The sequence below is a fragment of the Cellulomonas sp. P4_D11 genome, assembly GCF_056401915.1.
Window position 1 is genome coordinate 1 of the sequence record NZ_JBFUIK010000023.1, and the last position, 12,766, is coordinate 12,766.

A 12,766-nucleotide genomic window follows, 5' to 3' on the forward strand; every position below is an offset into this window, starting at 1 on the left:
GGGCGGGGCCTCGCGCGGCGGACCGGGCGCGTCCTCGCGCGGCGGCGCGCCGCGTCCCAAGAGCGGCAGCGGCTACCCGCGCAGCGGGGGCACCGGTCGGCCGCGCAGCGACGGCGCGTCCAGCCGTCCCTCGAAGCCGAGCCGCACGCCCGAGGTGACCATCGACGTGCACGACCCGGACGGCGTGCGCCTGCAGAAGGTGCTCGCGGCGGCCGGCCTCGGGTCGCGTCGCGCGTGCGAGGACCTCATCTCGGCGGGTCGCGTGACGGTCGACGGCAACAAGGTGCTGGAGCTCGGCGTGCGCGTCGATCCGCTCACGGCCGTGATCCACGTGGACGGCATGCGGGTGCAGCTGGACTCGTCGATCGTGACGATCGCGCTCAACAAGCCGAAGGGCGTCGTCTCGACCATGCACGACCCCGAGGGCCGGCCGTCGATCGGGCAGTTCGTCGCCGACCGCGAGGAGCGCCTGTTCCACGTCGGTCGCCTCGACGCCGAGACCGAGGGCCTGATCCTGCTGACCAACGACGGCGACCTGGCCAACCGACTCTCGCACCCGTCGCACGGCGTCACCAAGGTCTACCTGGTCCAGCTCGACGGTCGCGTGACGCCGTCGCTGGGCACGCGGCTGATCAAGGGCATCGAGCTCGAGGACGGCCTGGCCAAGATCGACAAGTTCCAGATCGTGCAGACGACGCCGCAGGCCAGCCTGGTGGAGATCGAGCTGCACGAGGGTCGCAACCGGATCGTGCGCCGGATCTTCGAGGAGGTCGGGTTCCCCGTCACGCAGCTGGTCCGCACCCAGATCGGCCCGATCCGCCTGGGCGACCTCAAGCCGGGTCGCACTCGCGTGCTGTCCAAGACCGAGGTGGGCTCCCTGATGACCCGGGTGGGCATGTGACGCTGGCGACGACGGGGACGGTGCGGATCGTCGGCACCGGCCTGCTGGGCACGTCGGTGGGTCTCGCGCTCGCCACGCGCGGTGTCGACGTCGTGCTGCACGACCCGTCCCGGACCGCCCTCGCGCTCGCGCGGGACGTCGGTGCCGGGCGACCCGCGCGGCCCGACGACCTGCCGCCGAGCCTCATCGTCGTCGCCGCCCCGCCCGACGTCACCGCGGACGTCGTGCGAGCCGAGCTCGAGGCGTACCCCGACGCCGTCGTCACCGACGTCGCGAGCGTGAAGGGCTACGTGCTGGCCGAGCTCAAGGCCGCCGGCGCGGACCTCACGCGGTACGTCGGCTCGCACCCGATGGCCGGCCGCGAGCGGTCGGGCCCGTCGGCGGCCGTGCCGGACCTGTTCCTGGGCCGGCCGTGGGTCATCGCGGACTCCGGGTGGTCGCGCCCCGACGCGGTGCTCGCCGTCCGGGCGCTGGCCGTGGACCTCGGCGCCGTGCCGGTGACCATGGACGCCGACGCGCACGACGCGGCGGTGGCCGCTGTCTCGCACGTGCCGCAGGTCGCCGCGAGCCTCGTCGCCGCGCGCCTGCGGGGCGCCGACGACGCCGCGCTGGGCCTGGCCGGTCAGGGCCTGCGGGACGTGACGCGGCTGGCGTCGTCGGACCCCGCGCTGTGGACGTCGATCCTGGCCGCGAACGCCGCGGCCGTGCGCGACGTGCTGATCGACCTGCGGGCCGACCTGGACGGCGTGATCACCGCGCTCGGCCAGGCGGCCGTCGCGGACGGGCCGGAGACGGTCGAGCTGGGCGCGCTGGCGGCCCTCGCGCAGGCCATCGCCGACGGGAACGCCGGCGTCGCGCGCATCCCCGGCAAGCACGGCGGCGCGCAGCGGACGTACGGCGTGGTGACGGTCCTGGTGCCCGACGCGCCGGGCGAGCTGGCGCGCCTGCTCACCGAGGTGGGCGAGGCCGGTGTGAACCTCGAGGACCTCGTCCTGGAGCACGCGGCGGGCCGACCGGTGGGCATGGCGCAGATCTCCGTGCTGCCCGGCAGCGTGGAGCACCTCGAGGCGGAGCTGACGGCCCGCGGATGGAGACTGGTGAGTTGAGCACGGCGATCGTCATCGCGATCGACGGACCCTCGGGGTCCGGCAAGTCGAGCGTGTCGAGGGGCGTGGCGACCGCGTTGGGGTTGGAGTACCTCGACACGGGCGCGATGTACCGGGCCGCCACGTGGTGGTGCCTCGAGCAGGGTGTGCCGCTGACCGACATCGACGCGGTCGCCGCGCAGGTGCGGGCGCTGCCGCTGGTCATGGGCGTGGACCCGGCGCACCCGACCGTGCACGTCGGGGGCGTCGACGTCGGCGCGGCGATCCGCGAGACGGCCATCTCGTCGGCGGTCAGCGCGGTCGCGACCAACCTCGAGGTGCGCGCCGAGCTGGGCCGGCTGCAGCGCGCAGCCATCCAGGCGGCGCGCGAGGACGGGAGCCGGGGCATCGTCGCCGAGGGGCGCGACATCACCACGGTCGTGGCGCCCGACGCGGACGTGCGCGTGCTGCTGACCGCGAGCGAGGAGGCCCGGCTGGCCCGTCGCGCGAAGGAGCTGCACGGCACGGCGGACGCCGACGCGGTCGAGGCCACTCGTGACCAGGTGCTGCGGCGGGACGCCGACGACTCGACGGTCGTGCAGTTCCACGTCGCGGCCGACGGCGTCGTCACCGTCGACTCCTCGCACCTGGACTTCGACCAGACGGTGCAGGCCGTGCTCGACGTCGTCGAGTCGGTCGTCGGCCCCCGCGCGTGACCACCGCCGTCGGCCCGTCCGAGAGCGGCCCGCGCTGGGCGCGTTGGATCGGCCGGTTCCTGGCGCGGATCGTCTGGAACACCGAGGTCGTCGGCTCGCACCTGGTGCCGACGGACGGTCCGGTGCTGTTCGCCGCCAACCACACGGGGATCATCGACGGCCCGATCCTGCTGGGCGTGTCGCCCCGGCCGTCGCACATGCTGGTCAAGGTCGAGATGTTCTGGGGCCCGGTCGGTGCGGTCCTGCGGGCCGCGGGCCAGATCGCGGTGGACCACGACGGGGGCCGCTCGGCGCTCAACAGCGCTCTCGCGGTGCTCAAGCGCGGCGGCGTGGTCGGGGTGTTCCCCGAGGGCAACCGCGGCAAGGGTGACGCCGCGAGCGCGCGGGCGGGCATCGCGTGGCTCGCGCTCAACGCCCACGCGCCGGTGGTGCCGGTCGCCGTGCTGGGGACGCGACGAACGGGGGAGTCGGTCGGCCACGTCCCGGGCCTGCGGCGGCGGCTCGCCATCGAGTTCGGCGAGCCGCTCGTCGTGGAGCGCAGCCCGGGCATCTCCGGGCGGGTCGCGCTCGCCGAGGCCAACGAGGCGCTCCGCGTCGCGCTGGCGGAGCTGGTCGACCGGGCGTCGGCACGCACCGGCCTGGTCCTGCCGACCGACGACCCGAACCGCGAACGACGGGACTGACGATGGAGTGGCAGTGGGATCCGACCCTCTTCGCGGGGACGGCCGCGCACTACGTGGTGGGCCGGATGCCGTACCCGCCGGCGCTGGCGGACGCGCTGCGTGAGGCGCTCGGCCTGGACGGGACCGGGCGGCTGCTCGACGTGGGCTGCGGCCCGGGCTCGCTGACCCTCCTGCTCGCCCCCTTGTACTCGTCGTCCGTCGGGGTCGACCCCGACGCGGACATGCTGGCCGAGGCCCGTCGGGCCGCCGGCGAGGCGCGGATCGATTGGCGTCAGCTGCGCGGCGAGGAGCTGCCCGCGGGACTCGGCACGTTCCGGACGGTCGTGTTCGCGCAGTCGTTCCACTGGATGGATCAGCCGCTGGTGGCCGAGCGCGTGCGCGGGATGCTCGACGCGGGCGGCGCGTGGGTGCACGTGTCGGCGATGACCCACCGTGGCATGGACGGCGACGACGCGCTCCCGCATCCCCGACCCCCCTGGGACCGGATCGACCAGCTCGTGGCCGAGTACCTCGGCCCGGTGCGTCGGGCCGGAGCCGGGACCCTGCCCGACGGGACGCGCGGCGGGGAGGAGGACGTCATGCTCGCCGCCGGCTACCGCGGACCGGAACGCGTCGTCGTGACCCGCGGTGAGGCGGTGGAGCGAACCTCCGACGACGTCGTCGCGGCCGTCCTGTCGCTCTCCAGCTCCGCGCCGCACCTCTTCGGCGACCGGCTCGGTGCCTTCGAGGGCGACCTGCGCGAGCTCCTCGGCGTCGGACCGTTCGCCGAGCGTGTGCCGGACATCGCCGCCGCGATCTGGCGGCCGTGACGGGACTCTCGCCCCGCTCGTCGCCCCACGGCCGGTACACCTGGGACAATGGGGGCATGACTGAGCCCGATCCGACCCTGGTGCTGCCCGACGAGACCGGCGACGCCGACCGTGAGCGGGCGCTGCGCGCGGGCCTCACCGAGTACGAGCTGGAGGACGAGGACCTCGCCCTCCTGCACGCCGGCGACGTCGGCGAGCTCGGCGAGGAGCCGGTCGTCGTCTTCCCGGTGCTGGCCGTCGTCGGCCGTCCGAACGTCGGCAAGTCGACCCTGGTCAACCGCATCCTCGGCCGCCGTGAGGCCGTCGTCGAGGACAAGCCGGGCGTCACGCGCGACCGCGTGAGCTACCCCGCCGACTGGTCGGGCAAGCGGTTCACGCTGGTCGACACCGGCGGCTGGGAGGTCGACGTCGCGGGCATCGAGGCGCGCGTCGCCCAGCAGGCGGAGGTCGCGATCTCGCTGGCCGACGCCGTGATCTTCGTCGTCGACGCCACCGTCGGCGTCACCGAGACCGACACCCAGGTGGTCCGGCTGCTGCGCAAGGCCGGCAAGCCGGTCGTGCTCTGCGCCAACAAGGTCGACGGCCCGGCAGGCGAGGCCGACGCCGCCAACCTCTGGTCGCTCGGGCTGGGGGAGCCGTTCCCGGTCTCCGCCCTGCACGGCCGCGGCACGGGCGACCTGCTCGACGCCGCGATCGAGGCGCTCCCTGAGGTCTCCGCGCACGGCACGCCGATCCCCGACGGTCCCCGCCGCGTGGCCCTGGTGGGCCGCCCGAACGTCGGCAAGTCGTCGCTGCTCAACAAGGTGCTCGGCGCCGAGCGCGTGGTCGTCGACTCCGTCGCCGGCACCACCCGCGACCCGGTCGACGAGCTCGTCGCGCTCAAGGGCAAGCCGTGGGTGTTCGTCGACACCGCCGGGATCCGGCGGCGCGTGCACCAGACGTCAGGCGCCGACTTCTACGCCTCGCTGCGCACCCAGGCCGCGATCGAGAAGGCCGAGGTGGCCGTCGTGCTCGTCGACGCCTCCGTGAAGCTCACCGAGCAGGACACCCGCGTGATCACCCAGGTCATCGAGGCGGGCCGCGCGCTGGTCATCGCGTACAACAAGTGGGACCTCATGGACGAGGACCGCCGGCCGTTCCTCGAGCGCGAGATCGAGCAGGACCTGGTCCAGGTGCAGTGGGCACCCCGCGTGAACATCTCTGCGAAGACCGGCTGGCACACCGAGCGCATGGTGCCGGCCCTCGAGCGCGCGCTGGACTCGTGGGACACGCGCATCTCGACCGGGCGCCTCAACGCGTTCCTCGGCGAGCTCGTCGCGGCCCACCCGCACCCGCTGCGCGGCGGCAAGCAGCCCCGCATCCTCTTCGCGACGCAGGCGTCCACCCGGCCGCCGCGCTTCGTCATCTTCGCGACCGGCTTCCTCGACCCCGGCTACCGCCGGTACATCGAGCGCCGCCTGCGCGAGACGTTCGGCTTCGAGGGCACGCCGATCTCGATCTCCGTCCGGGTGCGGGAGAAGCGCAAGCGGTGACACCGGAGGGGCCGGTGCGCCGCCGACGGCCCCTGCTGAGGCTCGGGCTGCCGCGCGACCCCTCGTCGAGCAGCCACATCACCGGGTTCCTGGTGATCACGCTGGCGACCGTGATCCTCACGCGCCTGCTGCTCGGTCTCACCGGCTTCCCGCAGCTGGGCGGCGGGGGAGTGCACGTCTCCCACGTGCTGTGGGGCGGTCTGCTCATGGCCCTGGCGTTCATCGTGCTGATGACGTTCATCGGACCCGTCGTGCGGCGCGTCGCCGTGCTGCTCGCCGGCGTGGGCTTCGGGCTCTTCATCGACGAGATCGGCAAGTTCGTCACCGCCGACTACGACTACTTCTGGGAGCCGACCGCGGCCCTCATCTACCTCGTCGTCATCGGGCTGGGCCTGTTCGCCGACGTCCTGCAGCGCCGGCACCCGCGCGAGCCGGCCGAGTTCCTCGCCGCGGCCGCCGACCAGGCAGTCGCCGGCCTGGCGGGCGGCTTCAGCGCCCGGGAGCGGACCCGGGCCCGCTGGTACCTGTCCCGGGCGGGGGACGTCCCGGGTGCCGACGAGGTGCGCGCCCTGCTCGACGCCGTCGAGCACGACGCCGTCGAGCTCCCCGACCCGATCGGGGCTACGTCGCAGTGGATCGTGCGCGCCTCGCGCTGGCTGGTCCGGGCGCGCTGGGTGCCGTGGGTGACCGTCGCCGTGCTGGTCCTCACGTCCGTCGTGACCCTGGTCCGGGGCATCTACGGCTGGTCGGCGTCCGACGACGAACCGGTCTGGCTCGTGGTCGGCATCGTGCTCAGCGGCTTCGCGTCCACGGCGTTCGCCGCGGTCGGCCTCGTCCGCGTCCGCACGGACCGGGAGGCCGGCTACCGATGGTTCCGGCGCGCGGTCCTGGTCGCCCTGCTGGTGACGCAGATCTTCCTGTTCCGGCTCTCGCCGTGGGACGCCACGATCGGCCTGCTCATCGACCTGGTGATCCTCGCGGTGGTCGCGGCCGAGCTCGACGTGATCGCCGGTGACAGGAGCACCTCGCCCGTGGGGTAGAGTTTCCGAGGCTCCTGCGGGGGCCATCGGGCTGTGGCGCAGCTTGGTAGCGCACTTGACTGGGGGTCAAGGGGTCGCAGGTTCAAATCCTGTCAGCCCGACAGTGAAAGTCCAGGTCAGCGGCCTCTCAGAGAGATTCTGGGTGGCCGCTGACGTGCGTCCGTGGGCCGATCGGGACTCCTTCTGCTGGCGTACGGTCCGCGTCGGCGCCCGCCACCGTGTCTCTCCGAGCTCGGAGAGCGGCGTTCTCGGCCTCGAGCTCGGCGATCCGGTGACGCAGCTGAAGCTCGCGCGCCCCGACCTGGTCAGCCGTGAAGCGTCGTGGGATGTGCTGCGGGCAGTTCCAGTCGAAGGCGACGACGGTCACGACGATGGCCGCCTCCACCGTCGCCCCCGGTTCAGCCGACGCGGCGAGGGTGTGGATGAGCTCGTCGTCGTCCTCGGCACGCGCGACGCGCGCATGGCCGAACAGCTTCAACCGGCGGCGTGTGGCGTAGTCCACGCCGATCATCGCTGCTCGGTCGTTGCCCCGGAGGTTGCCGCCGGACACGTGCTGGAGGTTTCCTCGGTAGTCGGCCCAGGCGATCGTGTGCGGGTCGAGGACGCGGACGAAGCCCGGTGGTCCGCCTCGGAACTGCACGTAGGGCCACTGGGTCTCGCTCACGGTGGCGAGGTAGAAGCCGTCGAGGGCGCCGAGGAACTGGGCCTCCCGGGAGCCGAGCCGGTCGTACCCCGACACGTCGCGACCGCGCTCGGCGATCCGCGTGTAGAACTCGGCACTCCCGTACTCCTCCTGGGTGCGTCGCACGTCGTCGGTGAACGCGAGGCACCCGTACTGGGCACTCATGATGTCCCGGCACGGAGGTCGGCCACCTCGAGCACGGCGTCCGCGAACGCCTCCGGCGCCTCGTGGGGGAGGTTGTGCCCGGCACCCGGGACGACGTGATGTGCGTGCGCACCCGTGAAGTGGGTGGCGTACCCGGTGCCGTCCGTGGCGGGGAAGTTGCCGTCGGCCGCACCGTCGAGAGTCACGGTCGGCGCGGTGATGGCGGGTGCCTGCGCGAGCTGTCGTTCGAGCGTTGCGTAGGCCGGGTGGCCGGGAGCCAGGCCGAGGCGGTGCCGGTACGAGTGGATGACGACCTCGACGTAGTCCGGGTTGTCGAAGGAGCGCGCGGTGCGTTCGAGGTCGGTGTCCTCGAACCGCCACATCGGTGAGTTCCGTCGCCAGATCACCCGGGCGACCTCCGCCCGGTTCGCCGTCAGGCCGGCGCGACCCCGTTCGGTGGCGAAGTAGTAGAAGTACCAGAACCCCGCTTCGAGGGCGGGCGCGATCGGGGTCGCGGACGCCCGGATGTCCTGGATCAGATATCCGTTCACGCTGACGACGCCGTCGCAGCGGTCGGGCCAGAGCGCGGCCGCGACGCAGGCCGCCCGGCCGCCCCAGTCGTAGCCTGCGTACGCGGCGCGCTCGATCCCGAGCGCGTCCTGCAGCGCGACGAGGTCGGCGCCGAGGGCGGCTTGCTGGCCGGAGCGACCGGCGTCGGTGCGGGACCGGGTGGGTCCGTGCCCCCGGAGGTAGGGGACGACGACCCGCCGGCCGGCCGCGACGAGCAGCGGGACGACCCGGTCGTAGCTGTGGACGTCGTAGGGGAACCCGTGCAGCAGGATCACGGGGTCGCCGTCGGACGGGCCGACGTCGAGGTAGCCGACCTCGAGATCGGGGGTGCTCACCGTGCGCAACGAGACCGGTTCCATGACCTGTGCACCTCCACGTTCCCCGTGCGCCGCCCGGTCAGTCGATGTGCACGAAGGTGGCGAGGGACTTGTCCGGCTCGACGATGTAGGTCGAGAGCATCATCCCGGTGCCCGGGCCCAGGTCTCGGGCGTTGTGGGGGGTTCCTGGGGGCATGAGGAACGGGTCTCCCGCGTGCAACGTCAGCGTGGGCTTCCCGTCGATCTTCATCTCGACGGTTCCCGCCAGGATGTACCCGACCTCCTCCCCGGGGTGGGTGTGCCAGCCCGACTCGACGCCGACCGGGATCTCGGTGAGGACCTGCACGATGTCCCTGCCGGGGATCGAGGAGGCTTCGTGCTGCAGCTCGGTGCGCTTGAGCTTGGTGGCGAGCTCGTCCACGGGTTCCGCGCCGCTCGTCATGACCGGCCGACCTGGTCGAGCGCACGGAGGATGACGTCGGTCACGGCGTCCGGCTGCGAGACCATGATCAGGTGGGAGCCCTCCAGCTCGAGGAGCTCCGCGTTCGCACGGTGCGCCATCGAGAGGAGCACGTCCGAGCCCGCTGCCTTGTCGCCGGTGGCGACGACGGCCCAGGTCGGAAGCTTCTTCCACGCCGGCGGTCCGGACTTCTCGTCGAACGCCGACGCGGCGATCGGTCGCTGGGACGCGCCGAAGGCGTTGGCCTGCGCCTCGGGGAGGTCCGCGGCGAACACGGCGGGAAACTTCGCCGGATCGACGTAGAGCTCGACCGCAGACTCGTCGCCGGTGCCCGTGGGGAACTGCGCCTGGATGAGTGCTGGGCCGAGGGCGCTGTCCCGTGAGGTGCCCTCGACCGCGCTGAGGGCCTCGTCCTCCTCGGGTGCGAACCCGGAGACGAGGACCAGTCCGGTGACGTTCGTGGCCTCCGTGGCTGCGTTGCTGATCACGGCGCCGCCGTAGGAGTGCCCGACGGCGAGTACCGGCCCGGGTATCTGGGCGATGACACTGGCGATGTAGGACGAGTCCGACTGCAGACCGCGAAGAGCGACGGCCGGTGCGCGCACCGGAACCCCGGCGGCGAGGAGCCGTTCGATGACCGGGACCCAGCTTCCCGCGTCGGCAAAGGCGCCGTGCACGAGCACGACGGTGGTGGGGCCGGGGAGTGTTGCCATGACGAGTTCCCTTCGGTGGCTGGGTTCGGTCGGCTCGTGGTGCTCAGGCCGCGCGGGGTCCTCGAGGTCCGCGGGGGGCCCGTCCGGCCTCAGCAGCGCACCACGCGGGCAGCAGCGCGCGAATCCGGGAAAGACCCCAGTCCTTTGCCGCCCCGGAGGTGGCCGCGGCATCGGCTCGCGGCTACCGTGAACGCAGTCCCCGCCGCCGGCCGAGGTGGACCCATGATGAGTCTCCCCAGCGCGCTGAAGCGCGGAACGTCGTGACCGAGCCTGCACGCGCCGGCGCGGGTCCGGGCCAGCAATCCGTGCGCACGCCTCCGTCTGCCTCGCCGCTCGGCACGACGGCTCTGGTCGGCCGCGACCGGGATTGCGCCGTCCTCGACGGCCTCGCGGACGCCGTCCGTGCGGGCATGAGCGGGGCCTTGGTGCTCGTGGGGGAGCCCGGTATCGGGAAGACCCGTCTGCTCACCTACGTGGCCGACGCGGCCGAGGGTGTGCGCGTGCTGCGGATCGCGGGCGTCGAGGCCGAGGTCCGGATCGGCTTCGGCGCGGTGCACCGGTTGTTGGTGCCCTTCCTGGACCGCGTCGAGCACCTGCCCGCGCCGCAACGCGATGCCGTCCAGCGCACCTTCGGCCTGCTCGACGGCGCGCCTCCGCAGCGGCTCCTGGTCGGGCTCGGCGTCCTGACACTGCTCGCCGACGTGGCCGCCGACGAGCCGCTGGTCGTTCTCGTCGACGACGCCCAGTGGCTGGACCGGGAGTCGCTGGAGGTCCTCGCGTTCGTCTGTCGACGCCTGTACGCGGACCGCGTGGGCGTCGTCCTTGCGGCGCGGACGGACTCGAGCGCTCTGGAGGTCCTGGTCGGGATTCCGACGCGGCACGTGGGAGGTCTCGACCTGGGCGCGGCGCGGTCGCTGCTGCAGAGCACGACGTCCGGTCCGCTGGGCGCACGGGTTGCCGCCCGGATCGTCGCGGACACCAGAGGGAACCCTCTCGCCATCGCCGAGATCGTGGGCGAGCTCACGGAGGACCAGCTGGCAGGCCGAGCACCGCTTCCGCAGCAGCTGCCCGCCGGCGGGGGCATGGAGGACCACTTCCGCACGCACGTCGAGGCACTCCCGCCGGGATCTCGTCTCCTGGTCCTCCTGGCGTCGGCGACCTCGACGGAGGATCCCGCCGTGCTGTGGCGCGCGGCCGCCGTGCTCGGCCTGCGTCCCGACGCCGCCGAACCCGCAGTGGCCCGGCACATCCTCTCGCTCGACCCGACGGTGGCCTTCCGGCATCCACTGATCCGCGCCGCCGCCTATCACGCCGGAGATCCGCGCGACCGCGTCAGGGTCCACGAGGCGCTGGCGGCGGTCGCACATCTCGACGGTGACCTGGACCAAGCCGCGTGGCACCGGGCGGCCGCCACGCGCGGGCCAGACGAGCGCGTGGCCGCCGAGCTGGAGCGAAGCGCGGGGCGAGCAGAACGCCGCGGCGGCCGGGTCGCGCAAGGCATGTTCCTCAACCGTGCCGCGCAGCTGTCACCGGACGGGCGGGACAGGGCGCGCCGACTCCTGGGTTCCGCACGCGCGTACCTCGCCTCCGGCGACGGCACCCTGGCCGAAGCCCTGCTCGACCAGGCGACGGCAGGACGTGACGCCGAGGATATGCCCCTGGCCGTGCAGCGGATGCGAGCCTCGGTCGCGGTCTTCTTCTCCCGACACAAGGAGGTGCCGGCGATCCTCCTCGCCGCCGCTGACGTCGACGCGCGCGAAGGACGGGTCGTTCGCGAGATGCTGTTCGAGGCACTGCAGGCATCGTTGGTCGCGCGTGAGTACACCGCCGACGTCGGCCCTGTCGACGTCGCACGGGAGGTGCTGCGGGTATCCGGCGGTCCGGAGGGGACGAGGAGCCCCATGGACGCGCTGCTCGACGGGTTCGCGACCCGGCTTGCCGTCGGCTACGCCCAGGCGGTTCCCCTGCTGCGCGACTCTGTGGCGGCGCTCTTCTCCGACGACCAGCTGGACGCGGGCATCCCGACGACCATCCTCGGCTGGTTCGCTGCCGACGACGTGTGGGACGACCGCGGTCGGCGCGCGATGTTCGAGCGCGCTGCGGCCATCGAGCGGCGCCACGGAGAGCTCGGCGCCCTCCGGGTGACCCTTGCGGGGTTGTCCACCAGCCAGCTGTGGGCGGGTCAGTCGGACCTGGCCGAGCAGAGCTACCTCGAGGCGGCGGACATCTCGGCGCTGATCGGGATCCCCGCCCCGGCGACGACCGGTGTGCTGCTCGAGATCCGGGCGTGGCAGGGCCGTGAGCAGGAGAGCCGTGAGATCGCCGACCTCACGGCGCGCTGGGGGCGGGAGCGCGGTGCGGCGATCCTGGAGATCTTCGCGGCCTATGGCCTCACGGTCCTGGAGCTCGGCCTGGGGCGCTACGGGCAGGCGCTCACCTGCGGCCGGCGGATCCTCGACGACGACCCGCCGGGCTTCGGCAACCGCATCCTGCCCGAGATCGTCGAGGCCGGCGTGCGCGGCGGCCGTCGCGACATCGCCGAGGTCGCGCTTGCGCGCCTGGCAGACCGCGCGCCGGCCAGCGGCACCGCCTGGGCACTCGGGGTGCTGGCACGCTCACGGGCGCTCCTCGCAGCCGACGCCGACGCCGAGAGCTTGTACCGCGAGGCGATCGAGCAGCTGGGTCGCACCACGCTGCGCACGGAGCTCGCCCGAGCCCACCTGCTGTACGGCGAGTGGCTACGCCGGCGCCGACGCCGGCGGGACGCCCTGGTACAGCTCCGCAGCGCCTACGAGATGTTCAGCTCGATGGGGGCGCTGGCCTTCGCGGCCCGCACCCGGGTCGAACAGCTCGCCGCCGGCGGCCACACGGTCGAGTCCGCGGCCCGCCCGAGCGTCGACCTCACCCCGCAGGAGACGCAGGTCTGCCGTCTTGCCACCACCGGCGCGACGAATGCCGAGATCGCGGCCCGCCTGTTCCTGACGACGTCCACCGTGGAATACCACCTCAGCAAGGTCTTCCGGAAGCTGGGAGTCAGCTCGCGTCGGCAGCTCGCCGAGGCGCTGTCCACTGGGCTGGCCTACCCACCGCACCCCATCACCTCGTGAGGGCGCG

The 12,766-nt window shown here is 73.2% G+C and carries 12 protein-coding genes and 1 tRNA gene; 9 read left to right on the top strand and 4 right to left on the bottom strand.

Annotated elements, in window-relative coordinates:
• The 8 genes from AC1DT4_RS14440 to AC1DT4_RS14475 form a co-directional block, all read left to right on the top strand.
• Window positions 1–901: pseudouridine synthase (locus AC1DT4_RS14440; protein WP_477090489.1), on the top strand; the 901-nt coding region annotated here is incomplete at its 5' end.
• Window positions 898–2,007 carry a prephenate dehydrogenase gene (locus AC1DT4_RS14445; RefSeq protein WP_477090490.1) on the top strand — a complete coding sequence of 370 codons (1,110 nt, stop codon included), beginning with the start codon at window positions 898–900 and terminating at the stop codon, window positions 2,005–2,007. The genes AC1DT4_RS14440 and AC1DT4_RS14445, both read left to right, overlap by 4 nt.
• Window positions 1,989–2,702: a (d)CMP kinase gene (cmk, locus tag AC1DT4_RS14450; protein ID WP_477090491.1), complete on the top strand. Its 714-nt coding sequence runs from the start codon at window positions 1,989–1,991 to the stop codon at window positions 2,700–2,702. The genes AC1DT4_RS14445 and cmk overlap by 19 nt, the downstream gene beginning before the upstream one ends.
• Window positions 2,699–3,385: a lysophospholipid acyltransferase family protein gene (locus AC1DT4_RS14455; RefSeq protein WP_477090492.1), complete on the top strand. Its 687-nt coding sequence runs from the start codon at window positions 2,699–2,701 to the stop codon at window positions 3,383–3,385. Before cmk ends, AC1DT4_RS14455 begins: the two co-directional genes overlap by 4 nt.
• A 2-nt stretch (window positions 3,386–3,387) precedes the next feature.
• The gene (locus tag AC1DT4_RS14460) at window positions 3,388–4,194 is read left to right on the top strand and encodes a class I SAM-dependent methyltransferase (RefSeq protein WP_477090493.1); all 807 of its coding nucleotides are present in this window, start codon (window positions 3,388–3,390) and stop codon (window positions 4,192–4,194) included.
• 56 nt (window positions 4,195–4,250) lie between these two features.
• The gene (gene der, locus AC1DT4_RS14465; protein WP_477090494.1) at window positions 4,251–5,726 is read left to right on the top strand and encodes a ribosome biogenesis GTPase Der; all 1,476 of its coding nucleotides are present in this window, start codon (window positions 4,251–4,253) and stop codon (window positions 5,724–5,726) included.
• Complete coding sequence (locus AC1DT4_RS14470; protein WP_477090495.1) at window positions 5,723–6,766, top strand: hypothetical protein; 1,044 nt, start codon at window positions 5,723–5,725, stop codon at window positions 6,764–6,766. The genes der and AC1DT4_RS14470 overlap by 4 nt, the downstream gene beginning before the upstream one ends.
• A 27-nt stretch (window positions 6,767–6,793) precedes the next feature.
• Window positions 6,794–6,867: transfer RNA gene (locus tag AC1DT4_RS14475), tRNA-Pro, on the top strand.
• Window positions 6,868–6,893: 26 nt separating this feature from the next.
• Here the strand turns inward: AC1DT4_RS14475 and AC1DT4_RS14480 are convergent.
• The 4 genes from AC1DT4_RS14480 to AC1DT4_RS14495 form a co-directional block, all read right to left on the bottom strand.
• Complete coding sequence (locus AC1DT4_RS14480; protein WP_477090496.1) at window positions 6,894–7,613, bottom strand: pyridoxamine 5'-phosphate oxidase family protein; 720 nt, start codon at window positions 7,611–7,613, stop codon at window positions 6,894–6,896.
• Window positions 7,610–8,497, bottom strand: coding sequence for an alpha/beta fold hydrolase (locus tag AC1DT4_RS14485; RefSeq protein ID WP_477090497.1), 888 nt, complete (start codon window positions 8,495–8,497; stop codon window positions 7,610–7,612). The genes AC1DT4_RS14480 and AC1DT4_RS14485 overlap by 4 nt, the downstream gene beginning before the upstream one ends.
• A gap of 61 nt (window positions 8,498–8,558) precedes the next feature.
• Window positions 8,559–8,921, bottom strand: a complete 363-nt coding sequence (locus AC1DT4_RS14490) for a cupin domain-containing protein (protein ID WP_477090498.1) — start codon at window positions 8,919–8,921, stop codon at window positions 8,559–8,561.
• Window positions 8,918–9,652, bottom strand: a complete 735-nt coding sequence (locus tag AC1DT4_RS14495; protein ID WP_477090499.1) for an alpha/beta fold hydrolase — start codon at window positions 9,650–9,652, stop codon at window positions 8,918–8,920. Before AC1DT4_RS14495 ends, AC1DT4_RS14490 begins: the two co-directional genes overlap by 4 nt.
• A 305-nt stretch (window positions 9,653–9,957) precedes the next feature.
• Here AC1DT4_RS14495 and AC1DT4_RS14500 point away from each other — a divergent pair, with 305 nt between their 5' ends.
• Window positions 9,958–12,759, top strand: a complete 2,802-nt coding sequence (locus AC1DT4_RS14500) for a helix-turn-helix transcriptional regulator (RefSeq protein WP_477090500.1) — start codon at window positions 9,958–9,960, stop codon at window positions 12,757–12,759.
• Window positions 12,760–12,766 lie beyond the last annotated feature (7 nt).